Origin of the sequence: Mycobacteroides saopaulense (genome assembly GCF_001456355.1) — a bacterium.
Taxonomy (GTDB): domain Bacteria; phylum Actinomycetota; class Actinomycetes; order Mycobacteriales; family Mycobacteriaceae; genus Mycobacterium; species Mycobacterium saopaulense.
In genome coordinates, this window is record NZ_CP010271.1 from 2,721,684 (window position 1) to 2,748,187 (window position 26,504).

General features: G+C 65.2%; 24 protein-coding genes. 16 read left to right on the forward strand and 8 right to left on the reverse strand.

All coding sequences use genetic code 11. From position 1 onward, the window contains the following. Nucleotides 1-13 precede the first annotated feature (13 nt). Together MYCSP_RS13545 and MYCSP_RS13550 are read left to right on the forward strand one after the other, a co-directional pair. Nucleotides 14-406: a hypothetical protein gene (locus tag MYCSP_RS13545; RefSeq protein WP_088413972.1), complete on the forward strand. Its 393-nt coding sequence runs from the start codon at nucleotides 14-16 to the stop codon at nucleotides 404-406. Between the two features lie 55 nt (nucleotides 407-461). Beyond that, the gene (locus tag MYCSP_RS13550; RefSeq protein WP_083019045.1) at nucleotides 462-830 is read left to right on the forward strand and encodes a GatB/YqeY domain-containing protein; all 369 of its coding nucleotides are present in this window, start codon (nucleotides 462-464) and stop codon (nucleotides 828-830) included. On the opposite strand, the gene MYCSP_RS13555 is transcribed toward MYCSP_RS13550, so the two are convergent. Next, nucleotides 825-1,493 carry a TetR/AcrR family transcriptional regulator gene (locus MYCSP_RS13555; RefSeq protein ID WP_088413974.1) on the reverse strand — a complete coding sequence of 223 codons (669 nt, stop codon included), beginning with the start codon at nucleotides 1,491-1,493 and terminating at the stop codon, nucleotides 825-827. The genes MYCSP_RS13550 and MYCSP_RS13555 overlap by 6 nt on opposite strands. 105 nt (nucleotides 1,494-1,598) lie before the next feature. Here MYCSP_RS13555 and MYCSP_RS13560 point away from each other — a divergent pair, with 105 nt between their 5' ends. The 8 genes from MYCSP_RS13560 to MYCSP_RS13595 all read left to right on the forward strand — a co-directional run bounded on the left by MYCSP_RS13560 (nucleotide 1,599) and on the right by MYCSP_RS13595 (nucleotide 15,113). Next, a complete protein-coding gene (locus MYCSP_RS13560) occupies nucleotides 1,599-3,104 on the forward strand; it encodes an MFS transporter (protein WP_088413976.1) in 1,506 nt (501 codons plus the stop codon). 47 nt (nucleotides 3,105-3,151) lie between these two features. Then, nucleotides 3,152-3,721: a GNAT family protein gene (locus MYCSP_RS13565; RefSeq protein WP_088413978.1), complete on the forward strand. Its 570-nt coding sequence runs from the start codon at nucleotides 3,152-3,154 to the stop codon at nucleotides 3,719-3,721. A gap of 160 nt (nucleotides 3,722-3,881) precedes the next feature. Further along, on the forward strand, nucleotides 3,882-5,918 hold the full coding sequence (locus tag MYCSP_RS13570) for a DUF2502 domain-containing protein (protein WP_088415618.1): 2,037 nt from the start codon (nucleotides 3,882-3,884) through the stop codon (nucleotides 5,916-5,918). A 56-nt stretch (nucleotides 5,919-5,974) separates the two neighbouring features. Beyond that, nucleotides 5,975-6,565 carry a class I SAM-dependent methyltransferase gene (locus MYCSP_RS13575; protein WP_083018956.1) on the forward strand — a complete coding sequence of 197 codons (591 nt, stop codon included), beginning with the start codon at nucleotides 5,975-5,977 and terminating at the stop codon, nucleotides 6,563-6,565. Nucleotides 6,566-6,647: 82 nt separating this feature from the next. Then, nucleotides 6,648-7,205 carry a G/U mismatch-specific DNA glycosylase gene (mug, locus tag MYCSP_RS13580; protein ID WP_088413982.1) on the forward strand — a complete coding sequence of 186 codons (558 nt, stop codon included), beginning with the start codon at nucleotides 6,648-6,650 and terminating at the stop codon, nucleotides 7,203-7,205. 148 nt (nucleotides 7,206-7,353) lie between these two features. Beyond that, nucleotides 7,354-10,917 carry a carboxylic acid reductase gene (car, locus tag MYCSP_RS13585; RefSeq protein WP_088413984.1) on the forward strand — a complete coding sequence of 1,188 codons (3,564 nt, stop codon included), beginning with the start codon at nucleotides 7,354-7,356 and terminating at the stop codon, nucleotides 10,915-10,917. 52 nt (nucleotides 10,918-10,969) lie between these two features. Beyond that, entirely contained in the window at nucleotides 10,970-14,521 is a 3,552-nt protein-coding gene (gene car, locus MYCSP_RS13590) for a carboxylic acid reductase (protein WP_088413986.1), read from the forward strand. A gap of 91 nt (nucleotides 14,522-14,612) precedes the next feature. Then, nucleotides 14,613-15,113, forward strand: a complete 501-nt coding sequence (locus tag MYCSP_RS13595) for a nuclear transport factor 2 family protein (RefSeq protein ID WP_088413988.1) — start codon at nucleotides 14,613-14,615, stop codon at nucleotides 15,111-15,113. On the opposite strand, the gene MYCSP_RS13600 is transcribed toward MYCSP_RS13595, so the two are convergent. After that, nucleotides 15,110-16,852 (reverse strand): N-acyl-D-amino-acid deacylase family protein, encoded by a 1,743-nt coding sequence (locus tag MYCSP_RS13600; protein WP_088413990.1) that lies wholly within the window; start codon nucleotides 16,850-16,852, stop codon nucleotides 15,110-15,112. The genes MYCSP_RS13595 and MYCSP_RS13600 overlap by 4 nt on opposite strands. Before the next feature lie 117 nt (nucleotides 16,853-16,969). Here MYCSP_RS13600 and MYCSP_RS13605 point away from each other — a divergent pair, with 117 nt between their 5' ends. After that, nucleotides 16,970-17,728: a ferritin-like domain-containing protein gene (locus tag MYCSP_RS13605; protein ID WP_088413992.1), complete on the forward strand. Its 759-nt coding sequence runs from the start codon at nucleotides 16,970-16,972 to the stop codon at nucleotides 17,726-17,728. On the opposite strand, the gene MYCSP_RS13610 is transcribed toward MYCSP_RS13605, so the two are convergent. Together MYCSP_RS13610 and MYCSP_RS13615 are read right to left on the reverse strand one after the other, a co-directional pair. Continuing rightward, on the reverse strand, nucleotides 17,667-17,987 hold the full coding sequence (locus MYCSP_RS13610; protein WP_083018523.1) for a 2Fe-2S iron-sulfur cluster-binding protein: 321 nt from the start codon (nucleotides 17,985-17,987) through the stop codon (nucleotides 17,667-17,669). The two genes, MYCSP_RS13605 and MYCSP_RS13610, sit on opposite strands and share 62 nt — an antisense overlap. Further along, nucleotides 17,984-18,892 carry a metal-dependent hydrolase gene (locus tag MYCSP_RS13615; RefSeq protein ID WP_070910488.1) on the reverse strand — a complete coding sequence of 303 codons (909 nt, stop codon included), beginning with the start codon at nucleotides 18,890-18,892 and terminating at the stop codon, nucleotides 17,984-17,986. Before MYCSP_RS13615 ends, MYCSP_RS13610 begins: the two co-directional genes overlap by 4 nt. A 181-nt stretch (nucleotides 18,893-19,073) precedes the next feature. Here MYCSP_RS13615 and MYCSP_RS13620 point away from each other — a divergent pair, with 181 nt between their 5' ends. Both MYCSP_RS13620 and MYCSP_RS13625 read left to right on the forward strand, forming a co-directional pair. Continuing rightward, complete coding sequence (locus MYCSP_RS13620; protein ID WP_083018525.1) at nucleotides 19,074-19,802, forward strand: TetR/AcrR family transcriptional regulator; 729 nt, start codon at nucleotides 19,074-19,076, stop codon at nucleotides 19,800-19,802. Continuing rightward, nucleotides 19,799-21,169, forward strand: coding sequence for an ABC1 kinase family protein (locus MYCSP_RS13625; protein ID WP_088413994.1), 1,371 nt, complete (start codon nucleotides 19,799-19,801; stop codon nucleotides 21,167-21,169). Before MYCSP_RS13620 ends, MYCSP_RS13625 begins: the two co-directional genes overlap by 4 nt. Here the strand turns inward: MYCSP_RS13625 and MYCSP_RS13630 are convergent. Further along, entirely contained in the window at nucleotides 21,166-21,597 is a 432-nt protein-coding gene (locus MYCSP_RS13630; RefSeq protein ID WP_083018528.1) for an SRPBCC family protein, read from the reverse strand. The genes MYCSP_RS13625 and MYCSP_RS13630 overlap by 4 nt on opposite strands. Continuing rightward, the gene (locus MYCSP_RS13635) at nucleotides 21,579-22,601 is read right to left on the reverse strand and encodes an SDR family NAD(P)-dependent oxidoreductase (protein WP_083018530.1); all 1,023 of its coding nucleotides are present in this window, start codon (nucleotides 22,599-22,601) and stop codon (nucleotides 21,579-21,581) included. Before MYCSP_RS13635 ends, MYCSP_RS13630 begins: the two co-directional genes overlap by 19 nt. 132 nt (nucleotides 22,602-22,733) lie before the next feature. Here MYCSP_RS13635 and MYCSP_RS13640 point away from each other — a divergent pair, with 132 nt between their 5' ends. Further along, nucleotides 22,734-23,228 (forward strand): DUF1942 domain-containing protein, encoded by a 495-nt coding sequence (locus MYCSP_RS13640; RefSeq protein WP_088413996.1) that lies wholly within the window; start codon nucleotides 22,734-22,736, stop codon nucleotides 23,226-23,228. 84 nt (nucleotides 23,229-23,312) lie between these two features. On the opposite strand, the gene MYCSP_RS13645 is transcribed toward MYCSP_RS13640, so the two are convergent. Beyond that, the gene (locus MYCSP_RS13645) at nucleotides 23,313-24,068 is read right to left on the reverse strand and encodes an FkbM family methyltransferase (protein ID WP_088413998.1); all 756 of its coding nucleotides are present in this window, start codon (nucleotides 24,066-24,068) and stop codon (nucleotides 23,313-23,315) included. Between the two features lie 64 nt (nucleotides 24,069-24,132). On the opposite strand from MYCSP_RS13645, the gene MYCSP_RS13650 reads away from it, so the two are divergent. Continuing rightward, nucleotides 24,133-24,672 carry a GNAT family N-acetyltransferase gene (locus MYCSP_RS13650; protein ID WP_083018536.1) on the forward strand — a complete coding sequence of 180 codons (540 nt, stop codon included), beginning with the start codon at nucleotides 24,133-24,135 and terminating at the stop codon, nucleotides 24,670-24,672. On the opposite strand, the gene zapE is transcribed toward MYCSP_RS13650, so the two are convergent. Next, nucleotides 24,641-25,687 (reverse strand): cell division protein ZapE, encoded by a 1,047-nt coding sequence (zapE, locus tag MYCSP_RS13655; protein WP_070910496.1) that lies wholly within the window; start codon nucleotides 25,685-25,687, stop codon nucleotides 24,641-24,643. The genes MYCSP_RS13650 and zapE overlap by 32 nt on opposite strands. Nucleotides 25,688-25,720: 33 nt before the next feature. Between zapE and MYCSP_RS13660 the strand changes: the two genes are divergently transcribed. Then, entirely contained in the window at nucleotides 25,721-26,503 is a 783-nt protein-coding gene (locus MYCSP_RS13660) for a pyrimidine reductase family protein (protein ID WP_088414000.1), read from the forward strand. Nucleotide 26,504 lies beyond the last annotated feature (1 nt).

The window sequence follows — 26,504 nt, forward strand, 5'->3', positions numbered from 1 at the left end:
AGCGACCGCGGCCATGGACGATCAGAACTACATGAACTTCTTCGTGGAGCGACCGGCGTCCGACGCGGCGGTAGTCGGAGCCTGCGCCCGGGCCTGTGGCATCGCCCTGGAGTCCGACAAACATCCGGACGAGGACGCGCACGGCTACGTCCAGATCACCCAGTACACGGACGGATTCGCGATGGGACTGTGCATCATCTGGCCGCCCACCTCGCCGGTTACGCGTCCCCAGGAATCCGTGGCACGGTCCATGGCCCATGAGCTGCGCCAGCGGGTGCTCTATGACGTCGAGGACCCCAGCGCGGATACGGGCGAACGATGGATTCTCGCGACACCTGGCGGCGCGATCGCCACGGTCGATGTCACGGAATACGAGGACGGTGTCGGCCTGCGGGGAGCTCCGTGACATCCCCGGATATTCGGTGGTCGGCGCCGGCCCGCGCCGATACGCTCGCCACACCATGACCTCGACTCACGACCCGCACGCACTGCGCGCCACCATGCGTGTGGACCTCGCGGCGGCGCTGAAGGCTCGCAACAGCCAGGCCGTCAGCGCGCTACGGACGACAATCGCCGCGATCGATAACGCCGAGTCGGTGGACGACACCACGGAAACCACGCCGGGCAGCACTCATATCGCCGGAGCGGCAATGGGTCTCGGTGCGGCCGAAGCGCCCAGAAGAGTGCTCTCCCCCGCCGACGTGCGCGCCGTGGTGCGGGCGCAGATCGAAGACCGCACCGCGCAAGCGGATCGCTACGAGGCTCTCGGCCAGGCGCAGGCCGCGGCCCAGCTGCGCGGCGAGGCGCAGATTCTGGCCGACTACCTATAGCTGCCGGTAGCGCCGCGCGATGCCATCACAGAGGATCTCCACACCCTTGACGATCACCTCACGCGGATTGGTCACCTGCGGCAGATCGCCCACCCCCACCAGCGCGGCCAGCCGTGGCGATTTCGGCACGCCGGCATTGCCGGAGATCAGCTCGGACAAGCCCGAAAAGTCGGTGCGCGCACCCGGAGATACCAGCTGTCCGCCGACCGCCCCGAGACCGACACCCTGCGAGTAGCTCCAAACCTGGAAGGCCAACTCGGCCGCCTCCGGCACCGACACTCCGAGATGACCGAAGGCCTCCAGCATCCAGTCGAAGCACACCAGGGTGTCCGGCTGCATCCCGTTACGTGGCACCGCGTACGCCAACAGCACCCAGGGATGCGTGCTGTACAGATTGAAGTCGTACTCGACGGCGACACGCACTCGGGCGCGCCAATCCGGGTCGCCCACCATGTCAGCGGGGTAGGCGAATCGCCGGGTGACCTCCGCGGTCATCTCGACCAGCAGCGCGTCCTTGTCGGCCACGTGGCGATACAGCGACATGGCGCCCACCCCGAGTCCGTCGGCGATCTTGCGCATCGACACTCCGGACAGGCCGTCCGAATCCGCAATCTCGATGGCCTTGGCAACAATCGACTCCAGCGTCAGGCGCGGATCCGTCACGACGCTTCCTCCAAACTCGATTGACCAGCTCAGCCAATTTGCGTACAGTGTACCCAGTCTACTGCGTACGCCGTACGCGCCACAACATCACCGGAGCGATACCCCATGACCAGCTGTAAGTCCACTGCGCCAGAAAACGCGACCACCCCCGAGGGTGCCCGCGCTGGACGCCGCGCGTGGTTCGGGTTGGCCAGCCTGTTGCTGCCCGTCTTCCTGGTGTCGATGGACGTCTCGGTGCTTTTCCTGGCGATGCCACGACTGTCCGAGTCGCTCAACCCCTCGGCGGCCGAGCAGCTTTGGATTCTTGACGTCTACGGATTCCTGCTCGCGGGCCTGCTCATCACCATGGGCAATCTGGGCGACCGCTGGGGACGGCGCCGCCTGATGCTGTGGGGCGCCACCCTTTTCGGCGCCGCCTCGGTGCTCGCCGCCTTCGCGCCCACACCACTGGCGCTTATCGCGGCCCGTGCGCTCATGGGCATCGGCGGGGCAACTCTGCTGCCCGCCAGCCTGGCGCTGATCGGGGTCATGTTTCCCAACGCCCGCCAGAAGGCACTCGCGGTCGGCATCTGGGCAGCGGCCTTCTCCTTCGGTGCGGCCGTCGGGCCGGTCATCGGTGGTCTGCTGCTGCACCACTTCTGGTGGGGCTCGGTATTCCTCATCAACGTTCCGGTGCTGATCGTGCTGCTCCTCACCGCGAACGCGCTCATCCCCGAATACCGCAACCCGGTGCGGGAGCCCTTCGACCTCGCCGGCGTCGCGCTATCCATGATCGGCATCATGACGCTGGTCTATGCCATCAAAGCCGCTGCAACACACGGGTTCTCGCCTTCAGTCGCGATCACCGGAGTGATCGGCGTGGTCACGCTCGCGATGTTCGTCCGCCAGCAGATGCGTAACCCACATCCGCTGCTGGCGCTCGATCTGTTCCGCAACCGGACTTTCACCGTGGCAATCGTCGGCACCGTCGCCGCGATGGCCACCTTCGGTGCCACGACGTACCTCACCGGGCTCTACGTGCAGTCGGTGCTCGGGTTCGATGTGCTGTCCGCGGCGTTCCTGGGGCTGCCGATGGCGGTGACCGTCGCCTACTTCTCGATGGACGCGGCGCGTATCGAACGCCTGCTCGGCGAACGCTGGACGTTCGTCGTGTCGCTGCTGTCCATGGCCGTCGGCAACGCGGTACTGCTCGCGCTGGGCCCGCACGGACCGGTCGGGGTGTACATCGCGGCAACGGTGATCGTCGGTGCCGGGGCGGGGGTCATGTTCACCTTCGTCTCAGCCGTCGCGCTGGGCGCGGCCCCCAACGAACGGGCCGGTCAGGCCACAGGCATCTCGGAGATGAGCTTTGAGCTCGGCACAGCCTTCGGGCTGGCGCTGTTCGGTGCGCTCGCCTCCGCGATCTTCACCGCACGCACCCATGTGCACGAGACGCTGGGGCAGGCCATGGCCCGCGCCAAGGACATGGGCGGCGAAGCGGGTGCCACCGCGGCCGATCTGGCCCGGATCGGATGGACCGACGGCATCCATGCCGTGGCTGGGACCTCGACGCTGCTCCTGGTGGCCACCGCCATCGCGGCCGCCGTGGTGATGCGGCCCCCGAAGGAGTAACCCGGCCCTGTCGGGAACCTTCGGCGCCCCGGGCTCGTAGAACACGTATGACCCGCGAGATCCGAGACATCGACTCCACCAATGAGGCCGTTGCCCACCGCGTGATCGCCACGGCATTCGCCCAGGACCCCGTGGTCCGGTGGGTGAACGCCGATCCACGCCGTGACGTCGCGATATTCCGTGGGATATCACTGGCCCTGCACGGCTCCGGCCAAGGCGAGTACCTGCTCTACGAAGACGGTGTGGCGGTCGGAGCCGCACATTGGGATCCCCCGAGCTGGGAGCCGCCGGCCGCACAAAAGATGCGGGCCATCCCGCTGCTGCTCGGCGCGCTACGGCTGGGCGTCGTGCGCGGAGTCGCCCTGGCACGCGCCGCCGCGGCAGTTCGCCCTACCCACCCGCACTGGTATCTGGCGACCATCGGCGCCGCGGTTCCCGGCACGGGCATCGGTTCCGAACTCCTCAAGCACCAGATCGATCAGATCGAGGGGCCCGCGTACCTGGAGAGCTCCAACATTCGCAACAACCCGCTCTACGAACGCTTCGGGTTCAAGGTTGTCGACGAGATCAGACCCTTGTCCGACGGTCCCACGCTGTGGGCGATGTACCGGGACTGATTGCGCCGCAACGTCGCTGATGGCAGACCTGCCGGATTGCCGAGAATCGGTAACGACCGCGACTACGCTGGCGATGGAATACCTAGAGTTCGGTGTGTATTAGTGCTGATAGTTGTTCCCGCCCGGCATGGCGGGAGCGCCGGTAGTACAGAAGGTTGAGATGACGACTGTTCCGCCTCCCGTCGACGAGGACACGGCGATGCGGATTTGGGAGCTTCCCGAGGAGAATCCCGAACCGCCCGCACGGTGGAGCAAGTACGTGCCCGGCGAGTCACAGCTGCGTGCAGCGGCCTTCGGCACGCTGGTCGGCCTCCTGGTCGCGGTGATTCTCGGCGCGGCCTATGGCGCACAGCCCGGCGGCTCGCTGTGGGCATTGGATCGCACAGTCTTCCCCACCCACGCCCAAGACGTGGCGGTGCGTGCGGTGGTCTCTCAGCTCAAGAAGGCTCAGGACATCCTGGGCAACGGTAAGCAGCCCACACCCGATCAGCTCACCGAGGCCAGGACCTCACTCAACGAGGCCAAGCGAGGACTGGAATTCGTCTCAGCCTCCGACGAGCGCACCTCGCTGCAGAATCTTTATCTGCAACTTACCCAGCAGCTGCGTCAATACACTCCCGAGCAGGCCCAGCAGCTGCCCGCGCTGCCCGCTCCCGCGGGGGTGAACACCGACGCGAATCTGGCCGCCAACGTCGGACCCGCCGCACCGGCATCGACGCCGCCGAGCTGGGGTTATGCCGCCGCGGCCAGTGCGCCGGTCCCCCAACCCCAGTCGTACTCGGTGCCCCCGCCGCCCGGCATTCCGGTCGACCCGGTCGCCGACTGGCCTGCTCCCGTCGCGCCACCGCTGACACCCAACCTGCTCGACCTGGGCGGGTATGACCCTTCGTGGTCGCTGCTCTATGGGTACAACGTCCTGGACTGGTTCAACTGGGGGCTCTCCGGTTTCAACCGGTACGGATACGACTTCATGGGCTTCGACCGCTGGGGCTACGACCGCTGGGGCTACGACCGCTGGGGCTACGATCGCTGGGGCTACAACTGGGATGGCTACAACTGGTCCGGATACAACCGCGACGGCCGGGATCGCGATGGCCGCAACGAGTGGGGCCAGTTCCGCGACGAAGATCCCCGCGACCAGGGTTGGTACGACCGGTATCACCCGTACCGGCAGTACTACGAGTGGAAGTTCCAGAACACCAACCCGGTGTTCAGCCGAAGCCTCTGGGACCAAACGCACGGAATCGATCCGGCCCAGTACCGCGACTGGAACCTGAATCGCAACTGGGACAACCCTTTAGAGCGCGACTGGTCACCCGTGGTCCGCGTTGCCGACCGCCCGGCCCTGGCCGAGCCCGTCGTGAACCTGGACGCATCTCTGGCTCAGTTCATCGCCGCCGACAAGTCGGCCCGCCCCGCGGACGACCTCATCAAGGACCTGTCGACCAAGTCCGTCCGAAACTTCAGCAAGGAACTCGCAACTCCGGACCCGGCACCCGAAAAGCTTCCCGCGCCGGGATCTCCCGTCGACGTAAAGCCTTCCGCACCACCGGTGTTGACGGTGCCGGCCCCGACGGTGCCGCCCAAGCAAGTACCCGAGGATTTCACGCCTCCGTCGCTGCCCACCGTCCCGCCGCTGACGCCGTCTCCTTCCACAGAGCCGCGCGCGACGTCCAGCACCTCAAGTCCGGTTCCGTCCACAGAGCCGTCGCACGTGCCGGCGCCGACGTCCGGGCCTCCGACCAATGCCACCACGAGCGCTCCCGCACCCGAGCCCACCTCGGTCGCCCCGGCACCCACGCCGAAGGACGAGACATCCGCGCCGGTGACGACACCGTCGGCACCGACTCACGAGACCCCGGTGACGCCTACTCCACGGCAGACGATCACCACGCCACCGTCGGAGACCGTCGAGCCCTCCGCCGCGCCCGAACCGACCAAACAGCGGAGCACACCGACGTACGAGGCCCCGACCTCCGAAGCACCCGCGCCGCGCGCGACAGTGGAGCCGGCCCCCGCCGAGACGCCGGCGAAGCAGGCGCCCGTGGAGCGTGAGACAGCCCCGTCACGTGCCTCGGCGCCGGAGCCGACTCGTGAAGCGCCGGCGCGGGAAGCGCCTACCTACAGCACTCCCGTCCAGGCGCCGAGCATGGGCGGTGGCAACAGCGGCGGAAGCGGCGGTGGGGGCCGTCACTAGCGAGGACCCCACCGCACGGTCGGTAAGGGTAGCCTTAGTTCATGCCTACGACATGGATGGACACCGTGGTACACCAGGTGCGTCGGGTCGGCGACTTTCCGTTTCCGCACCAGGCGGCATTCGTTCTCGACAATCCGATTCATCGAAAGTTCGTCAATCCCGCCGGCGTTGCCGAGCGGCTGGCCCTGCGAGGCGACGAGCGCGTATTGGAAATCGGCCCCGGCCCGGGAATCTTCAGCGCACAGATCGCGCCGCGGATACCGTCCGGACACCTGGACCTGTTCGACGTGCAGCCGGAGATGCTCGAGAAGGTAAAACGTAAGCTGGACCGGGCCGGGTATCGCAACGCCGGATTTCATTCGGGTGATGCCAGCAATGGACTCCCGTTCCCGGATAACACCTTTGATGTCGCATTTCTCGCCAGCGTGATCGGCGAGGTGCCCGACAAGGCGGCGTGCATCAGGTCGCTGGGACAGGTGCTCAAACCCGGCGGGCGGCTGATCTTCCAGGAGATCTTCCTGGATCCGGATCGTCTGGGAGTCTCCGAACTGCGCGCCCTCGTCGAACCGGAGGGTTTCGTGTTCGCATCGGCGACCGGCAGCCGCTGGCGCGACATCGTGGAGTTCACCCGAGCCGACACGAACTAGGGTTGCCCCTCGGGTCAACCGAGGAACAACTTCACCTCCCTTCACGGTTGAGAGAATCATCCACAGAGGGAGGCATTCGGTCATGCGCGAGTACACAACTGTCGCCAGCGCCATTGCCGGACAAGGGTCGTCGTACTCACCAGACCTGCTTGGCGCTGGGCTCGATGTGGTCTTCTGCGGAATCAATCCCGCCGCCACCGCCGCCGTGGACGGCCACAATTTTTCGAATCCCAGCAACCGCTTCTGGGAAGTGCTGTACAGGTCGGGCTTCACCACTGTGCGTTTGCGGCCCGAAGACGAACGCCAGCTGTTGACCTACGGCTGCGGGATCACCGCCGTCGTGATGCGCCCGACAGCCCGCGCCACCGACATACCGACCACCGAGTTCCGGTTGTCTCGCGAAGGCTTCGAACGCAAGATCCGTCAGTTCGAACCCCGCGTGGTCGCGTTTCTGGGCAAGCGCGCGCTAGCCGCGATGCTCGATGACCCACACATCGCGTTTGGACGGCAGGCCGCCGGCTTCGCCGGGGCAACCAGTTGGGTGCTACCCAACCCCAGTGGACTCAACCGGCGCTTCACGCTCGATGCGCTCGTGTCCTCGTATTCGCAGTTGCGCGAGAGCCTGGTCGACGGCCGTTGACGGCGGCCGTGATCAGCGCAATTCTTGAATTTGCATCCCAAATAACGGGAGGTCGATTGTGAGGAATACCATATCGGGATATATCGTTAGTTTAGGTAATCTACTTTTCAGACTTCCTGAGAACACCCCTGTTGATTCGAGGCTGCCCATGACCGTGACCCATGACATCGACCCGCAGCAAGAGCAGCTGGCCCGTCGTATCGAGAACCTCCGCGACAGCGATCCCCAATTCCGCGCGACCCAACCCGATCCCGCGGTAGCCGAACAGGTCTTGCGCCCCGGCCTGCATCTTTCCGAAGCCATCGCGACGTTGATGACCGGATACGCCGAGCGCCCCGCGCTGGGAGAACGTGCGCGCGAGTTGGTCACCGACCACGACGGTCGCACCGTCCTGCGACTGCTCCCCCGTTTCGACACCGTCACATACGGCGAATTATGGTCCCGCACAACATCTGTTGCCGCATCCTGGCACCACGACCCGGCCCATCCCGTCAAGAGCGGCGACTTGGTCGCGACCCTGGGATTCACCAGCATCGACTACACCGTGCTGGATCTTGCGATCATGATCCTCGGGGGCGTCGCGGTGCCGTTGCAGACCAGTGCACCCGCCTCCCAGTGGACCACCATTCTCGCCGAGGCCGAACCCAACACCCTGGCGGTCAGCATCGAATTGATTGGCACCGCACTGGAATCCGTGCTTGCCACCCCAACGGTCAAGCAGGTCGTCGTATTCGACTACACCCCCGAGGTAGATGAGCAGCGCGAGGCGTTCGAGGCCGCCGGTGCACGGCTCGCGGGAACCGGAATCGCCATCGAGACACTCGATTCCGTCGTCACCCGCGGCGCGGAGCTTCCCGCCGCACCGCTCTACGCACCGTCCGCGGGCGATGATCCGCTGGCGCTGCTCATTTACACCTCGGGCAGCACCGGTGCGCCGAAGGGCGCGATGCACAGCGAAAACATCGTGCGCCGCTGGTGGATTCGCGAAGACGTCATGGCCGGAACCGAGAACCTACCCATGATCGGCCTGAACTTCATGCCGATGAGCCACATCATGGGTCGCGGCACCCTCACCGCCACCCTGTCCACCGGTGGACTCGGGTACTTCGCCGCATCGAGCGACATGTCAACGCTTTTCGAGGACATGGAGCTGATCCGTCCCACCGCACTCGCTCTGGTCCCCCGCGTCTGCGACATGGTCTTCCAACGGTTCCAGACCGAGGTGGACCGTCGCCTCGCCGGCGGCCAGGCCGCCGATGCGCAGGCCGTGGCCGCACAGGTAAAGGCCGAGATCCGCGACAACCTCTTCGGTGGCCGCGTGCTGGCGGTCATGGTGGGCTCAGCGCCGCTGTCCGAAGAGCTGGGCGAATTCATCGAATCCTGCTTCGAGTTGCACCTGACCGATGGCTACGGGTCCACCGAGGCCGGCATGGTGTTCCGCGACGGCATCGTGCAGCGACCACCGGTCAACGACTACAAGCTCGTCGATGTGCCCGAACTCGGCTACTTCTCCACCGACAAGCCGCACCCGCGCGGTGAACTGCTCCTGAAGACCGACGGCATGTTCCTCGGTTACTACAAGCGCCCCGAGGTAACCGCCGGCGTCTTCGACGAGAACGGCTACTACATGACCGGCGACATCGTCGCCGAGCTGGCTCCCGACAACATCCAGATCATCGATCGCCGCAACAACGTCCTCAAGCTCTCTCAGGGCGAGTTCGTCGCGGTCGCCACGTTGGAGGCCGAATACGCCAACAGTCCTGTGGTGCATCAGATTTACGTGTACGGCAGCAGTGAGCGGTCCTACCTGCTGGCCGTGGTGGTGCCCACACCGGAGGCCGTGGCCGCCGCGAAGGGCGACGAGGCGGCACTCAAGGCGACCCTGGCCGACTCGCTGCAGGACATCGCCAAGGAGATCCAGCTGCAGTCCTATGAGGTCCCCCGCGACTTCATCATCGAGCCGCAGCCGTTCACCCAAGGCAACGGTCTGCTGACCGGCATCGCCAAGCTGGCACGGCCGAATCTCAAGGCGCACTACGGTGAACGGCTGGAGCAGATGTACGCCGACATCGCCGAGCAGCAGGCTGCCGAGCTTCGGGCGTTGCACGGAGTGGACCCGGACAAGCCCGCGCTGGAAACGGTACTCAAGGCGGCGCAGGCCCTGCTCGGCGTCTCGTCGGCCGAACTGGCCTCGGACGCTCATTTCACCGATCTGGGCGGCGATTCCCTGTCCGCACTGTCCTTCTCGGACCTGCTGCGTGACATCTTCGCGGTCGAGGTGCCCGTCGGCGTGATCGTCAGCGCCGCCAACGACCTCGGCGGTGTCGCGAAATTCATTGATGAACAACGTCATTCGGGCGGCACACGGCCGACCGCCGAGACAGTGCACGGCGCCGGACACACCGAGATCCGTGCCAACGACCTGACCCTGGACAAGTTCATCGACGAGGCCACCCTGCATGCGGCACCGTCGCTTCCGAAGGCCGTCGGGATCCCACACACCGTCCTGCTCACCGGGTCCAACGGCTACCTGGGCCACTACCTGGCACTGGAATGGCTTGAACGCCTGGACAAGACAGACGGCAAGCTGATCGTCATCGTCCGCGGTAAGAATGCCGAGGCCGCCTACCGCCGACTGGAGGAAGCCTTCGACACCGGCGACACGCAGCTGTTGGCGCACTTCCGGTCGCTGGCCGGCAAGCACCTCGAAGTACTGGCCGGCGATATCGGCGACCCCAACCTGGGCCTGGATGCCGACACCTGGCAGCACCTGGCCGACACCGTCGACGTCATCGTGCATCCCGCGGCCCTGGTCAACCACGTACTGCCCTACAGCCAGCTGTTCGGACCGAATGTCGTCGGCACCGCCGAGATCATCAAGCTGGCCATCACCACCAAGATCAAGCCGGTCACCTACCTGTCCACGGTCGCGGTCGCGGCATATGTCGATCCGACAACATTCGACGAAGAGTCCGATATCCGGCTCATCAGCGCGGTGCGTCCGGTGGACGAGCTGTACGCGAACGGCTACGGCAACAGCAAGTGGGCCGGTGAGGTGCTACTGCGCGAAGCACATGACCTGTGCGGTCTGCCCGTGGCCGTCTTCCGCTCCGACATGATCCTGGCCCACAGCCGCTACACCGGACAGCTCAACGTCCCCGACCAGTTCACCCGACTGATCCTGAGCCTCATCGCCACCGGCATCGCACCCGGCTCGTTCTACCAAGCACACGCCACCGGCGAACGCCCGCGTGCGCACTACGACGGATTACCGGGTGACTTCACCGCCGAGGCGATCACCACCCTGGGCACACAGGTACCCGAAGGGAGCGAGGGGTTTGTGACGTATGACTGCGTGAACCCGCACGCCGATGGGATCTCACTGGACAACTTCGTCGACTGGCTCATCGACGCCGGCTACCCCATCCAGCGCATCGACAACTACACCGAATGGTTCAACCGCTTCGACACCGCCATCCGCGGCCTCCCCGAAAAGCAAAAACAGCACTCCCTACTACCGCTACTGCACGCCTTCGAGCAGCCCTCCGGTGCCGAAGACCACGGCGTCGTCCCGGCCAAGCGCTTCCAGCACGCGGTGCAGGTCGCCAAGATCGGTCCGGCCGACCAGAGCGGCAATACCGACATTCCTCATCTGTCGGAGGAACTGATCGTCAAGTACGCCAAGGACCTGGAACAGCTGGGTCTGCTGTAGGTCCGGCTGAGCCCGCCGGCTTACAGAATCCACGGTTTCGTAAGCTGCCGATATGACGATCGACGCCACCGCTGACAACACCAAGGAAGCACGTCGTCAGCGGTTGGGAGAACGCGTCAGGCGTCTCTTCACCGAGGATGCTCAGTTCCGAGCCGCCAAACCCGATACCGGGGTGGATGCTGCCGTCGCCGTGCCCGGCCTGCGGCTCGCGCAGGTGGTCGCCACGATCATGGACGGGTACGCCGACCGTCCTGCACTCGGGCACCGCGCCCAGGAGCTCATCACCGATGGCAGCGGTCGCTCGTCGCTGCGTCCGCTGCCCGAGTTCGAGACCGTCACTTACGGAGAGCTGTGGGGCATGGCCCGCGCGCTGGCCTCCGCCTGGTATCACGATCCACACGCACCGATCCGGACCGGCGACTTCGTGGCGATGCTCGGCTTCACGAGCGTCGACTACACCGCCGTCGACCTCGCCTGCATCCATCTGGGTGCGGTGGCGGTACCGCTGCAGACCAGCGCGCCCGCATCGAACTGGACCGCGATTCTGGCCGAATCAGAACCCTCGGTGCTGGCGGTCAGCGCCGAGTTGCTGGATGCGGCAATCGAGTCGGTGGTGGCCACACCGTCGCTGCGGCACGTCACCGTCTTCGACTATCACGCCGGCGTCGACGCGCAACGCGAGAGCATCGAATCGGCGCAGCGTCGGATCGACGAGGCCGGCCTACCCATCGCCGTCCACGTGATGTCGGCGGTGATCGGGCACGGCCGCGCACTCCCGGATGCCCCGCTGTTCACCGCCGAGGAGGGCACCGACCCCTTGGCACTGGTGATCTACACCTCGGGAAGCACCGGCACCCCGAAGGGAGCCACCTACACCGAGAAGATGGTTGCCAAACCGTGGCTGCGCGCCGATACGCTCAGCTCCAAGGCCGAAATTCCTTTGATCAACCTGAATTTCATGCCGATGAGCCATGTGATGGGCCGCGGCAGCCTGGTCACCGCGCTGGCCTGCGGGGGCCTGGCCTACTTCGCGGCATCCAGCGACATGTCCACTCTGTTCGAGGACATCACCCTGACCCGGCCCACGGTGGTGACGCTCGTTCCCCGGGTATGCGACATGCTCTTTCAGCGTTACCGCAATGAGGTCGAACGCCGAGCCGCGGTGGATCCGACAGCCGATCCGGCCGCTCTCGATGCCGAGGTCAAGTCCGACATCCGCGAGAACCTTTTCGGCGGGCGTGTTTTGACGATCGTCTGCGGCTCAGCCCCGCTCTCCGAAGAGCTGGCCGCCTTCATCGAATCCTGCCTGGATGCCCGCATCACCGATGGTTACGGGTCCACCGAGGCCGGAGTCATCGTGCGCAACGGCCGGATTCAACGCCCACCGGTCATCGACTACAAGCTCGTGGACGTGCCCGAACTCGGCTACTTCTCCACCGACAAACCACACCCGCGCGGTGAGCTGCTGGTGAAGGCGGAGTCGGTGTTCGGCGGTTACTTCAAGCGGCCAGATGTCACGGCCGACGTGTTCGATCCCGACGGGTACTACAAGACCGGAGATATCGTCGCCGAGCTCGAACCCGACAAGATCCAGATCGTGGACCGGCGCAACAACGTGATCAAGCTGTCACAGGGCGAGTTCGTAGCGATCGCCAACCTGGAAGCCGAATACGCCAATAGTCCATTGGTGCAACAAATCTGCGTCTACGGCAGTGGCGAGCGCTCCTATCTGCTGGCCGTGGTCGTACCGACTGCCGAGGCATACGAACAAGGCCAGGGCAACGACGAGCTGCTCAAGCGTCTGATCGCCGAGTCGCTCCAGCAGGTGGCACGCGAGGCCGAACTGCAGCCCTACGAGGTACCCCGCGATTTCCTGATCGAGCCCGAACCGTTCACGGCTGCCAACGGTCTGTTGACCGGCATCGCCAAGCTGGCGCGACCCAAGTTGCACGAGAAGTACGGTGCCCGCCTGGAGCAGATGTACTCCGACATCGCGACCGCCCAGGCTCTTGAACTGCAGGCGCTGCATTCCGCGGGGCACGAGGGCAAGCCCGTTCTGGAGACGGTACAGCGTGCGGTGACGGCACTCTTGGGACTGTCGGCGGCCGAGGTGAGTCCGGACGCACACTTCATCGATCTGGGTGGCGATTCACTATCTGCCCTTGCCTTTTCGGATCTGCTGCGCGACATCTTCGCCGTCGAGATTCCGGTCGGCGACATCGTCAGCGCGGCCAACGATCTGACCGGTATCGCCCGCATCGTCGAGACGCGTCGCGACTCGGGCTCGACCCACTCTCTACCCACCGCCGACTCTGTGCACGGCGCAGGGCACACCGAGATCGGCGCTGCCGACCTGACCTTGGACAAGTTCATCGACGAGGCCACCTTGCACGCCGCGCCGACGGTTCCCCGGGCAGTCGGTATCCCACACACCGTCCTGCTCACCGGGTCCAACGGCTACCTGGGGCGATTCCTTGCCCTGGAATGGCTTGAGCGCCTGGGTAAAACCGGTGGCAAGCTGATCGCCATCGTCCGCGGTAAGAATGCCGAGGCCGCCTACCGCCGCTTGGAAGAGGCCTTCGACAGCGGCGACGCCGAGTTGCTGGCGTACTTCCGGTCGCTGGCCGACAAGCACCTCGAAGTCATTCCCGGGGACATCGGCGACTCCAACCTGGGCCTGGATGCCGACACCTGGCAGCACCTGGCCGACACCGTCGACGTCATCGTGCATCCCGCGGCCCTGGTCAACCACGTACTGCCCTACAGCCAGCTGTTCGGACCGAATGTCGTCGGCACCGCCGAGATCATCAAGCTGGCCATCACCACCAAGATCAAGCCGGTCACCTACCTGTCCACGGTCGCCGTGGCAATCTCGGTGGACCCCAAGGTGTTCGACGAGGACTCGGATATCCGCACCATCAGCGCGGTGCGCCCCCTCGACGAGGGATACGCCAACGGATACGGCAACGCGAAGTGGGCCGGTGAGGTGCTGCTGCGCGAAGCACACGATCTGTGCGGTCTGCCCGTGGCCGTCTTCCGCTCCGACATGATCCTGGCCCACAGCCGCTACACCGGACAGCTCAACGTCCCCGACCAGTTCACCCGACTGATCCTTAGCCTCATCGCCACCGGCATCGCACCCGGCTCGTTCTACCAAGCACACGCCACCGGCGAACGCCCACTCGCCCACTATGACGGCCTGCCTGCGGATTTCACGGCGTCGGCCATCACCGCCCTCGGGCCCATCGAGGGGTTCCACACCTACGATTCGGTGAACCCGCATGCCGATGGGATCTCACTGGACAACTTCGTCGACTGGCTCATCGACGCCGGCTACCCCATCCAGCGCATCGACAACTACACCGAATGGTTCAACCGCTTCGACACCGCCATCCGCGGCCTCCCTGAAACGCAAAAACAGCACTCCCTGCTACCGCTACTGCACGCGTACCGCTATCCGCAGCACGCGCACAACGGTGCCTTCCTGCCCGCGGTCAGGTTTCGCGAAGGCGTCCACACCGCTCAGAACACCGACATCCCTCATCTCACCCGTGATCTCATCGTCAAATACGCGACAGATCTCCGGCAACTCGGACTGCTCTAGTCGCACGAATTTCTGTGCCCTGCTTTCAATTCCGCGCCAATACCGGTAAAAGCACGGATTCGGGTGTGGGCCCGGTGTTAGTGTCCCCGGCATGGGACAGTGGTCGCGCGACGAACTGCAGAACATGTTCGATCACCACCTTCGGGTGGTCGACGAAATAGGCCCCAAGGGTGATTGGGCCAAATACGCCGACCTGTTCTCCGAGAACGCCACCTACATCGAACCGACATACGGCACCTTCGAGGGCCGCGAGTCCATTCGAGAATCGATGGTCAAGACGATGTCGGAGTTCCCCGGCGCGGAGATGCCGCACTACTTCCCCAATTGGCATGTCGTCGACGAGGAGCACGGCTGGATCATCTGCGAGCTGGTCAACAGAATGAAGGACCCTGGTGACGGAAGCATCTGGGAGGCAACCAATATCAGCATCTTCCGTTACGCCGGCGACAACCAATGGGCCAATGAGGAGGACGTGTACAACCCGATGCAGTTCATGATGGCCATCCAGGGTTACGTGCAGCGCAGCAGTGAGCTGGGCTCGCTGTCTCCCTTGGCCGAGACCTTCGGGAAGAACATGGGGTGGCTCGGCTAGCTCGCCGCCAGGAATCGGCCCGCCTTGACCGTGCTGCCGAACCCCTCGATGAAGGTGCCGTAGGAATACACCGGCTGCCCACCCACGATCGTGGCCGCGATCGCGTTGTCATTGCGGCACACCTGCCGAGACACCCCGAATTCCTCCATGTACTGCTCGTGGTACTCCTCCAGCGAATCATCAAGGCCCGCCGGGTCGATCACGGCAATGTCCGCGGTGTCACCTACCCGGAGCCGTCCGGCGTCCAGGCCATACCATTCGCCTAGCTCACCGGTGAGCCGGTGCACCGCGGCTTCCAGCGGCATGAACGGCTTACCGGCCTCGGCAGCCTCTTTGACGCGTTTGAGTAGCCGCAGCCCCGCGTTGTAGAAGGACATGTTGCGTAGGTGGGCGCCGGAGTCGTTGTTACCCAACTGGAAATGCCGGTACTTGATGGCCTCGTTGAGCACGTCGGTGCGGTCGTTGGCAATGGTCGTGTGCCAACGCACCTTTCCGGGGTACTCGGACACCAGATCGAGGAAGGCGTCGACGGGCTGCACCCCGCGCGCATCGGCCACCTGGCCGAAGGACTTCCCGACCACCGATTGGTCTGGGCAGCCGACGATCTCGGTGTCATACATGTCGCGGTTCCAGGCCACCACGCCGTACTTCTGGGCCATCTCCTTGCGGAACCGCCGCCGATACCCCTCGTCCTTGATCAGGTCGACCCGCTGGAGCTGATCGCGGATGTCCAATGCCGCGGTACCGGAGGCGAATTCTTCGAAGATGACCAGATCCATGCCGTCGGAGTACAGATGAAAGGGCACCGCCAGCAGCTGGAAGTTCACCTGGGAACGCAACAGCGGGTTCAAGCCACCGGTCGCCGCCTTGAGAAGCTTGATAACCGAGCGGTTGCTCTTGAGATCGAAGGCAGCCAGCAACGTGGTCTTGAGCGAGCGTCGCCAGGGCCGCGCACCGCTGAGCAGAAAATGCATCACCGTCTCGGGCCGCTTCTCGACATCGAGGTTCGACTGCACCACGGCGCCGCGCCTGCGCACCACGTCGTAGAGGGCTCCGTATTCACGCCACGTCGCATAGGTGGACGGCAACTGGCGTCCCGCGAATCGCGTCCCCTCAAGCTTGGAGAAACGCAGCCGATCGGTGGACAGGCCCGCGAATCCCGCGTCCAGAGCATCGGCCACCATGGCACGCATCCGGGACAGCTCCTCGGATGTGGGGCGCTCGTCGTAATCGGTCGCACGCGCCAGGCCCATGACGGCGGCACGGATATCGGAATGCCCGATCAGCGTTGCGACGTTGGCGCCCAATGGAAGTGACTCGATGACTCGACGGTAACCCCGTGGCCCGTCCCAGTCCTTGTGTTCTTTGAGGGCCGAGTGGACCGCGTCCCACGGCAGGGCCTCCACGCGGGCGAACAGATCGGCCACATCCTCCGGGTCCGCGTACACCGCAGACATCGAGCAGTTGCCGTAGATGACCGAGGTGACGCCGTGACGCACCGATTCCCCGAGGCCGGGACTGACAAGGATCTCGGCGTCGTAGTGGGTGTGCACGTCGACCAGGCCGGGGACGACCCATTTGCCGTCGGCGTCGATGACCTCGTCGGCATCGGCAGGTGAGAGACCGGGCGCCATGGCCACCACCTTGCCGTCGCGGATCCCGACATCCACGGCTTGTCCGGGTGCTCCCGTCCCGTCGAATACCAGGCCGCCGCGCACGAGCAGGTCAAATGTCGCCATAGTCGATACACCTCATCCGATCAGCAGATACTCAGCTTATCGCTGCCTGTTGGTACCTGTTTTCACGGCCCATCTGCACCTTCACAGGTACTTCACAACTGATTGCTACCGTGCGGCATGAACTGGGTCGACCATTTCGAGGAGAACCGCCGGCGCAACCGCGAGATCGATGCCGCGATCGACTGGCGCACCGACACCACGCTGTCACCGCACACCGCGCGGATCATCGGGCACTCCCTGCAGCGCTTCGAGATCGGCGAGCGCGGCGACGGCGATGTGCTGCTTGGCAAGGCACGCATCGGCGACCCCCACTATGCGCGAGCACTCGAACTGTTCGTGGCCGAAGAACAGCAGCACGCCCGGCTACTGAGCCGAAGCCTGGAGCACCTCGGTGTGCCCCCGTTGGCACACCATTGGTCCAACGCGGTATTCGTCTCGGCGCGCCGGATGTCCTCGCTGCGATGGGAGGTCATGGTGCTGGCCGTGGCCGAGGTCGTCGCACTGAGCTACTACGCCGCGATGTCTCGGTGCGGCGATCGTGCCGTCGAATCGATGTCGCGGCGGATACTCGACGACGAACACCACCATGTGGCCTTCCAGATCGACTCCCTGAGCAAGGGATTCGAGTCCACACCCAAGGCCATGATCGCGCTGCTGCGCACGTGCTGGCTGGTCCTGGCCACCGGGGCCACCGCCGCGGTCACGCTGGATCACGGTGCGGCCCTGCGGGCCTGCGGATGGACCCGGGCACGGTTCGTCCGTGACGCCTGGCGCAACTTCCGGCGGGTGTCGCCCGAAGCCTTTCCCGTGCGGATCAACCGTCGAAGAAGATCTCCACTCGATCCGATTCCGGCAACGTCTGGCACGCCAGCGTGAACCCCTCGGCGATCTCGCTGTCGATCAGAGACTCGTTCATCAGCATGCGCGTCTGACCCGACCTCACCGAACAGATACAGGTGGCGCAGGCCGACTCCCGGCACACATAGGGCGCGTCGATCCCCGCGTCGAGAAGCACGTCGAGCAGCTTCTTACCCGCCGGCCAATCCAGAACATGTGTGCTGCCGTAGATTTCGACTTCCAGCACCGTGTTGCCGACGGCGCCGCTGCTGGTTACCCGGATGGCCTCGGCTGTCACTGGCCCACCGCGCGACGGCCAGGCAGGCGATCATTCAGCTCGCCCTCGGTGCCGAAGAGGATGCCCTGCCACTTCTCGAGCAGCTCTTCGGTGTCGATGTCGTTGGGGTGGAATCCGGGGCGCATGTATTCGGCGATATCGCGCATCAGCCCCTTCACCAACGGTCCTCGGTACACGTCGATCGTCTGACGCAGCACCGCCAACGGCTTCCAGCCACTGGGATCCGTGAGGATCGACGCCAACACCGCGAGCGTCATCAGGGGCAGCGTGCCCGCCCAGATCAGCGACATCACGCCGATGCGCACCGACTCGGGGCCACCCACCGCGCGATACACGTCGAAGGCGACCGACTTGTGCTCCATCTCTTCCATGGCATGCCAGTTCAGGAGGTGGTGAATCTCCTCGGACATCGGAATCGCTTGTAGTTCAGCACTGGAGAGCACCCGCTGGGCGAGCACCGCGGTGTAATGCTCGGCGGCCGCCGTCATCGCCAGATGCGCGATCTTCGGCGCGCGCTTCTCCAGCGCGATGACCAGCTTCTCGCGCCGGCTCCCCTCTTCGAAGTTCATGATCCGGACCAGGGGGTAGCCCATGTCGACGATCTTCTCGTTGAGCTTGCGGTGCTCACGGCCATGCATGGCCTCCTGGCCGATGAAGCCCGCGACGCGCTTCTTGAGTACCGGGTCGGTGATCTGGTCGGAGTAGTTGCGTACCGACCTGATGAAGGACTCCTCGCCGGGAGGAAACGCACCGGAAAGGAGCGACACCAGGTGACTGAAGACGATGTCGCCCTCGACATAGTGCTTCTTCATGGGGGCCGGCTCACCGAACCGGAAGTTCATCCGGCGGACCTTGGGCAGTGCCTGGGCTGCGACTCCCGGTCGCCCCTGCTCGACAACAGCCATGACGGAACTCCTTCCTTAGACGTCCTCATTGACGTCTGACCTGGCAATTCATTAGTAGTACTCCGAGTACTACTGCTAGTATCCATACCGTACGGCGTGAGCACAATAGGCAGCAGCAGTGTGTCGCCCGAACCGAAGAGCCAGAGGCCGGGCACACGTACCATCACTGGTGATGAGAGGCGTGGAGAGTGTGAGCACAGCCATCGCGTCGAAAGCCGCCCCGGTACCCGCGAGACGTGGCGACCGGCGCAAGGTTGCCCGAGAAGAGTTGTTGGATGCCGCGTTTCGCGCCATCGACAGTCTGGGCGCCACGGTCAGTATGGACGATATCGCCCGAGAGGCAGGTGTCGCGAAACCGAAGTTGTACCGCTACTTCGAGGACAAGGCCGACCTGCACAGCGCCATCCTGGAACGCGTGCAGGACCTGGTGTGGAACGCGGCCACGACGCGTATCAACCTGTTGACCGACTCGGCCCGCGACTTGGTCCAGCACGGCGCCACCGAGTACGCGCAGATGATCTCGGATCACCCGAATGTGTTGCGCTTCATCGTGCACGGCCACTTCGTCAACTCCACTGACGGCACGGAACGGCTGGTGGAGACCGCACAGCAGATGACGCACGACATGGCCGAGATACTGTCGAACGCGATCGATGACGACACGGTCGACATCGACGACGCCGACCTGGCGATCAGCTCGGCGGCCGGCGCCATCGGCACCGCCACCGAATGGTTCCTGGGCCCCAATCTGCTGCGCGCCGAGCCGATGTCCATCGACAAGTTCGTGGAGTACCTGACCACCGTGCTGTCCGGACTCGCTGCATCGATTGCCGAGTTCAACGGACTGACCCTCGATCCTGATCAGCCCCTGCACCTGGCATTCACAAGTACACGCGGCGGAGTCTCATGACCGACCGCATCCCCCTGGCACGCATCACCCGTGGCCGCGCGCTGGGCAAGCTGGCTGCCGGCCAAGCCGTGCGCACCGCAAGCAACCGGCTCTCCATGATCGGACGATCCGAGCAGGCACGTGAGCTCCTGGCGGAACGATCGACACTGCAGGCCGCCGATCAGCTCGTGACCGTGCTGGGCAGCCTCAAGGGTTCGGCGATGAAGCTCGGCCAATTGCTCTCGATGCTCGAAGTCGACATGGTGCCGGAAGCTCACCGCGAACGCTTCCGCCAGAAGCTGGCCCGGTTGCGCGATCAGGCGCCACGCGAACCGTTTTCGGTGATGCGCCCGATCATCGAATCCAACCTGGGAAAGCTGAGCAAAAACTTCAGCGACTTCGACGAAACCCCTGTCGCCGCCGCGTCCATCGGGCAGGTCTACCGAGCCGTCCTGAAGGACGGATGCAAGGTCGCCGTCAAAGTCAAGTACCCCGGAGTGGACGAAGCGGTGCGCGCGGATATGCAGAACCTGGCCCTCTTCACCAAGTTCTGGCGCAAAGCGCTACCCACGCTGTCCAATTCGGCATTCATGGACGAGATCTCCATGAACTTGGAAAGCGAGCTTGACTACCCCCGCGAAGCGCGTACCCAACACGAGATCGCCGAACGCTATCGGGGACATCCGTTTATCGTCATTCCCGACTGCATACCGGAACTGTGCACCTCACAGATCCTGGTGACAGAATTCCTAGACGGCGAATCCTTCCCCTACATGCAGACGCTCGCCGACGAAGAACGTAACCGTATCGGAGAGCTCATCTTCCGCTTCTACATCGGCTCGCTGTTCCAGGACAACGACTTCTGCGGAGACCCTCACCCGGGCAACATCTTGCGCACCTCCGACGGCACCGTCGGATTCGTGGATTTCGGGTTGTACAACCGGATGAACCCCGAACATGTGGAGTTCGAACGGCAGATCATGCGTGCCGCCACCGAGGAGCGCGCCGAAGACATGTACAAGGCGATGGTCGGTCGCGGGATCATCGATCCCCACGCCGACGTCACCCCTCAGGACTGTCTGGAGTACTGCCACGCAGCGTCGGGCTGGAACTTGGTCGACGAAGAAATGACCATCACTCCGGAAATTGCCTCCAGTGCAATGATTCTCGCGGTCGACCCACGGTCCAGCGAGTTCTCGGGCATGCGCCGCCAAAACCTGCCGCCGGAACACATCTTCTCGCGCCGCGCCGATTTCTACACCTTTGGCGTCCTGGGTCAGCTCAACGTCACCGGCAACTGGCATCGCATCGCCCGCGAATGGATCTACGGCGAGCCACCCGCCACCGAGATCGGACAAGCTATCGCGCAGTGGCGCGCCTCCCGCTAGCGCAGCAGTCCGTCGATGGCGCGGCCGAACATCCATTGCCCGCCGACCTCGGTCAAGCGGTCGAAAATGCGCGGCACACCGCGGACACTCACATCTTCGGTCCACACCACACGCGAGCCGGCGCCCTGCTGGTGCACCTCGATCTCGGCCCATCCCAGGATCAGCTGCCCCGTCTTCTCCAACCGGCAACGACCGGGATCACCACCCCGTGGCGGCTCCCACCCAGTGATAGTCATCGGGTCGTCAAAACCGATGTTCCCCAATCTCGTTCGGCCGACAAACGTGGTCCCGACACCCGCAGGCGAGGCGCTGGTCACGAAGACCCTCGTCAGCGGAATGTGCTCGCTGTGTCGCGGCCAGTCGGTGATCCGCGCAAACGCCTCGTCGGCGGGCAGCGGGCTGACGCGCTCTATTCGGAGAAGGGCCATAAGCCAAACAGTTTCGAGGGCGCCTGCTGAGCACGCAAGGCGACGATGGTGTCCGCCAGGGTTTCCCGCGGATCGCGATAGGTGACGCCGAGCTCGCGCTCACTCGGGGTGTCGTCCGAGGCAGGCATCTGCGTGTAGTACTGCATGCCCGCCTCGGTCACCGGAGTACCCAGTGGCACGTAGCGGCCGATCTGATCCATCACCGTGCCCGCCGCGCGCAGCACCGAGTCCGGCACCGGAACGGCCAGCACGGTACTGCCGGCGGTATCGGTCAGCAGATCCACCAAATCGTCGACCTCCAGCCGGTGACCGCCCGCGGTATAGCGCCGCGGGCCACGCCCCGGCGCCAACAACGCGGCATGCAGGACGGCGAGGTCGCGGACATCGACCACCAACCATGCCGCGCTGCGTCCCGGCACCGACCTCGTCAACAGCGCCCAGCGCACGCCCTCGGCGGCCTCACCGAATTGATCGCCGACGGGTGGCCCCAACACCATGCCCGGATAGGTGATGGTGACCGGCGCGCCGGAGTCCTGCAATTCGCGCACGTACAGCTCGACCCGCGCCTTCGACTGACCGTATCCGTCGCTGCCACCGGCCGCGGGCAAGCCTGCTTCGAACGTTGCCAGGCCCGGCCGGAACAGCGCGGTGATGCTCGAAACGTGCACGAGCGGATCGAGACCCCGGTCAACCGCCGTGCCGAGCACGTTGCGGGTCCCCTCGAGGTTGATGGCCATCATCCGGTCGGCCTCTTTGGGGTCGGTGCTGACCATGGCGGCGCTGTGCAGCACCGCGTCGCACCCGTCGAGCGCGGCCTCGACCGAGCCCCGATCGGTGATATCGCCGACGGCATAGTCGGACACGTCGACGCCGAGAGTCGCCACCGTGGTGTGCAGGCGCGCTTCCTTACGCACCAGAAAACGGACCTGATGCCCGGCGTCGGCGATAGCCTTCGCGGTCCAACCGCCCACGAATCCGGTACCGCCGGTGACCAATACGCGCATTCTTCACGTCCCCTCCGGCTCGGCGGCCCGTACCAATCAGGACATCGTAGGTCGTCAGAGCCACCAGTCCGGGCGAATGCCCAAGAGCCGATGCGCCACCGGCCCCCGCACCGCGTGTGCCAAGATCGCTGGGTGCGTCTACGCCCTGCCCTCCAGCTCATCGCCGTTCTCGCCGCCATCGCCATGACCTTGGCGCCGGTGGCGTCCGCGCAGCCCGACCGCATCACCCCGATCGGGCACATCGGCGAGACGCTGCACTTCGACTACGGCACGATCGGCGCCGATGTCACCGTGCACAACATCGAGCCCACTGGCGTGCCGGCCGGCATGGCTCCCCCGCGCGGCATCATCTGGAAGGCCAACGTCACCATCCGGCCCACCAAGGTGCCCAATGCGTACGCGCTGTTGATGGCACTCAAGCTCGGCGGTATCTCACCGGAGACCGGGGATGCCTATGAGCCGCAGCGCACCGATGAGCCAGACGACCTGAACTACGCGCTGCGCAATGCGCCGCAGGGCTCCACCGTGAGCGGTGCCGTCTACTGGGACGTCTACCGGGGACCGGTGCGCCACATCGTGCTGCGGTCGGCCCAGACCCAGGTCCACCTGGCCCAGTGGGACCTGTAGTTCTTCAGTTCTCCCCGCGAGCAGACGTATAAGCCCCCGCACGTCCGGCGTGTCGGGGGCTTATACGTCTGCTCGGCAGAAAAATCAGCCGGGCTGGAACAGGTAGTTGCGGAAGGTCTCGGTGACCTTATCCACGGGCCGCCAGGAATCGGCGCTCCACACCGACATCCGGTAGTCCCGCGCCGCGAACCACGCGACGATGTCCTCGGCCGTACGCCCGAAGCGCTCCATGTGGCGGTCCTCGACCTCCAGCATCATCGCGGGACGGGTCCGCTCGATGGTCTTCTCACCGCTGACCAGCACGTCGAGCTCGGCGCCCTCGACGTCGATCTTCACGAAGTCGATCCGCGTGATGTTCAGGCGTTCACAGAACCCGTCGAAGCTCTCGGTGTCCACGACCACTCGGATGTGCTCGTCGAACTCGGCGTTGGAACCCAGCCCGTCGGCCCCGGCGTCGACGAAGGACCGCCCGGTGATGGGCTTGCCGTTGCGCAGCGGAACACTCATGACCTGCTCGCCGATGCTGGTGCCGAGCGCGACGGCGTGGCGGCGCACATTCTGTGCGCTGCGCAGGCCCAGCGCCGCCGAGGAGGTGGCATGTGCGAACCGCAGCGGCTCCAGGCTGTAGACCAGACCATCGGCGCCCACCAGGCGCGCCAGCTCCGCGGTGTAGAAGCCTGCGGCCGCACCGACGTCGATGCATACGTCACCCGGCTTGACCACCTGTGCGATGCCCACCAGTTCGCTTTCCACCCACGGGGTGGTGCGGGCCAGTGTGCGCAGGCCCTGCCCCACCACCGCGTCACGAATCTCGCCAAAGGCCGTCACGCGCCGCGTCATGTGGTGCTCCTCCTGTAGGTCGCAAGGGTCTGGAACCGGGCCAAGTATAGGTAGCCTGCCGATCATGCCGATTCAGGTCAGCGTCGCGACGGTCGCCGACAGCGCCGAAGTCGCGGCAGTCGCCGCCCGGACCTTCCCGCTCGCATGTCCCCCGTCCTCGACGCCGCAGGATATCGCGGCGTTCATCGCGACCAATCTCACCGCGATCCAGTTCGACGAATACATCCGCGACAACCGGGTGTTGGTGGCACGCCAGGACGATGCGCCGATTGTCGGGTACGCGATGCTGGTCGACGGCGTCGCCGACGATCCCGATGTGCAGCGCGCGGTGACGCTGCGGCCCGCCATGCAGCTCTCCAAGATGTACGTGCTGCCCGAATTCCACCAAGCCGGGGTGGCGGCCGCGTTGATGACCGCGGCCCTCACCGAGGCCGCCACACTCGGGGCAACCGGAGTGTGGCTGGGCGTCAACCAGGAAAACGAACGCGCACAACGCTTTTACGCCAAACACGGCTTCAGCCGCAGCGGCACCAAGACCTTTCAGGTGGGCGAGCGCCTGGAAAACGACTACGTCATGCAGTGTTCGGTAGCGGCGCCGCGCTGAGCGCCAGCAGCCGCGAGGTGGCACGCAGGTACTTCTTGCGGAAGCCGCCGGCGACCATCTCGTCGTCGAAGATGGTGTCCAGCTTCGCCCCCGAGGCCTGCACGGGGATACCGGCGTCGTAGAGGCGGTCGGTCAGGGCCACGATCCGCAGCGCCACCGCCTGATCGTGCACCTGCTCTACCCCCGCAACGAAGACGGCGGACACGCCTTCGATCAGCGTCAGATAGCGCGACGGATGCATGCTTGCCAGGTGTCGGCACAGATCCTCGAACTGGTCGAAGGTGGCGCCGTCGATCGAGGCCGCCAGCTCGCGAAGCTGCTCATCGGTGTGCGGTTCCGGGGCCGGCGGCAGGTCACGGTGCCGGTAGTCGGGGCCCTCGACGCGCACCGTGTTGAAGATCGCCGACAACGCGGCGATCTCACGCAGGAAGTCCTGCGCGGCGAAGCGGCCCTCGCCGAGCTGCTCGGGCAACGTGTTGGAGGTGGCGGCGATCGACACTCCGCGCGCGACCAGCTCCGAGAGCAGCCGGGACACCAGTGTGGTGTTGCCCGGGTCGTCCAGTTCGAACTCGTCGATGCACACCACCGTGTAATCGGCGAGCAGCTCAATGCACTCCAGGAAGCCGAAAACTCCAGCCACCTGAGTCAGCTCACCGAAGCTCGCGAACGCCTTCGGGCCGGGCACGGTGTGATAGATCGACGCCAACAGGTGGGTCTTGCCGACACCGAAGCCGCCGTCGAGGTAGATACCCACTCCGGGCAGCACCTCGCGCTTACCGAACAGCTTCTTCTTGCCCGCGCGACGGGTCGTCGCCTCCTGCGCGAAGGCGCGGCAAGATTCCACGGCCGCCGCCTGCGTCGGCTCGTTGGGGTCCGGCCGGTAGGAGTCGAAGCTCACCGAGGTGAAGGTCGGCGGCGGCACCAGCTGGGCGATCAGCCGCTCGTTGGAGACGGTGGGGTGCCGGTCGGCAAGGTGCTGAAGGGACAAAGTGGCACCGGATTGCGGATCAGTCACACGGGCAGCGTAACGGCGTGCTGAGATCTCTTTGTGGCCGACAGTGACGGTGAACAGGCGATTCGGGACCCGGCTGGGATGCAGCTCACACAGCTGACAACCGGGGTATCGGTGGATTCCGGTGAGCTGGCCGATCTCTATGACTACCCGTCGAGCGACGGACTCTATTTGCGCGCCAACATGATTGGCAGCTTGGATGGTGCCGCGACGATGACCGGATTGTCGGGCGGACTCGGCAACGACGGCGACCGGGCGGTGTTCGCGGCGATGCGGGCAAATGCCGATGTGATTCTCGTCGGATCGGGCACCGTGCGCGCCGAGCGCTACCACGGGGCACATCTGACGGTAGGTCTGCGCCAGCGCCGCCAGGCCCGCGGACAGGGTGAGGTTCCGGTAATTGCCGTGGTCACAGGCTCGGGTGCGGTAGATCCGAGCACTCCCCTGTTCAACGAATCGGAGGTTGCACCCCTCGTCGTGACCTCCGCCCCGGGCGCGGCGAACGTCGCGTCCCGCGTGCCGGGTGCACAGGTTCTGGTGGCCGACGCCGGCGGAAAGATCGACCTGCCCGCCGCGCTGGCGACGCTGCATGGCCGGGGCCTGTCCCGGGTGCTGTGTGAGGGAGGCCCGTCCCTACTCGGCGCCCTGCTGTCAGCACAACTCGTCGACGAGCTGTGCCTGACCACCGCACCCACCACCGTGGGCGGCGCCGGGTCTCGCATCGCGTCGAGCCACTCCGAAGTGCTCACCGCGTGGCGACGGGTGTTGCTGCTGGGCGATGCCGACGGCTACCTGTTCACGCGGCACGTACGGGCTTAGC

Excerpts from the sequence above, each read along its gene's own strand:
- MYCSP_RS13600 (WP_088413990.1), bottom strand. The coding sequence starts at position 16,852 with ATGGCGACATTTGACCTGCTCGTGCGCGGCGGCCTGGTATTCGACGGG.
- MYCSP_RS13560 (WP_088413976.1), top strand. The coding sequence starts at position 1,599 with ATGACCAGCTGTAAGTCCACTGCGCCAGAAAACGCGACCACCCCCGAG.
- MYCSP_RS13575 (WP_083018956.1), top strand. The coding sequence starts at position 5,975 with ATGGACACCGTGGTACACCAGGTGCGTCGGGTCGGCGACTTTCCGTTT.
- MYCSP_RS13545 (WP_088413972.1), top strand. The coding sequence starts at position 14 with ATGGACGATCAGAACTACATGAACTTCTTCGTGGAGCGACCGGCGTCC.
- MYCSP_RS13630 (WP_083018528.1), bottom strand. The coding sequence starts at position 21,597 with ATGGCCCTTCTCCGAATAGAGCGCGTCAGCCCGCTGCCCGCCGACGAG.
- MYCSP_RS13625 (WP_088413994.1), top strand. The coding sequence starts at position 19,799 with ATGACCGACCGCATCCCCCTGGCACGCATCACCCGTGGCCGCGCGCTG.
- MYCSP_RS13565 (WP_088413978.1), top strand. The coding sequence starts at position 3,152 with ATGACCCGCGAGATCCGAGACATCGACTCCACCAATGAGGCCGTTGCC.
- MYCSP_RS13570 (WP_088415618.1), top strand. The coding sequence starts at position 3,882 with ATGACGACTGTTCCGCCTCCCGTCGACGAGGACACGGCGATGCGGATT.
- car (WP_088413984.1), top strand. The coding sequence starts at position 7,354 with ATGACCGTGACCCATGACATCGACCCGCAGCAAGAGCAGCTGGCCCGT.
- MYCSP_RS13605 (WP_088413992.1), top strand. The coding sequence starts at position 16,970 with ATGAACTGGGTCGACCATTTCGAGGAGAACCGCCGGCGCAACCGCGAG.
- MYCSP_RS13595 (WP_088413988.1), top strand. The coding sequence starts at position 14,613 with ATGGGACAGTGGTCGCGCGACGAACTGCAGAACATGTTCGATCACCAC.
- MYCSP_RS13645 (WP_088413998.1), bottom strand. The coding sequence starts at position 24,068 with ATGACGCGGCGCGTGACGGCCTTTGGCGAGATTCGTGACGCGGTGGTG.
- MYCSP_RS13615 (WP_070910488.1), bottom strand. The coding sequence starts at position 18,892 with ATGGCTGTTGTCGAGCAGGGGCGACCGGGAGTCGCAGCCCAGGCACTG.
- car (WP_088413986.1), top strand. The coding sequence starts at position 10,970 with ATGACGATCGACGCCACCGCTGACAACACCAAGGAAGCACGTCGTCAG.
- MYCSP_RS13550 (WP_083019045.1), top strand. The coding sequence starts at position 462 with ATGACCTCGACTCACGACCCGCACGCACTGCGCGCCACCATGCGTGTG.
- MYCSP_RS13635 (WP_083018530.1), bottom strand. The coding sequence starts at position 22,601 with ATGCGCGTATTGGTCACCGGCGGTACCGGATTCGTGGGCGGTTGGACC.
- MYCSP_RS13650 (WP_083018536.1), top strand. The coding sequence starts at position 24,133 with ATGCCGATTCAGGTCAGCGTCGCGACGGTCGCCGACAGCGCCGAAGTC.
- mug (WP_088413982.1), top strand. The coding sequence starts at position 6,648 with ATGCGCGAGTACACAACTGTCGCCAGCGCCATTGCCGGACAAGGGTCG.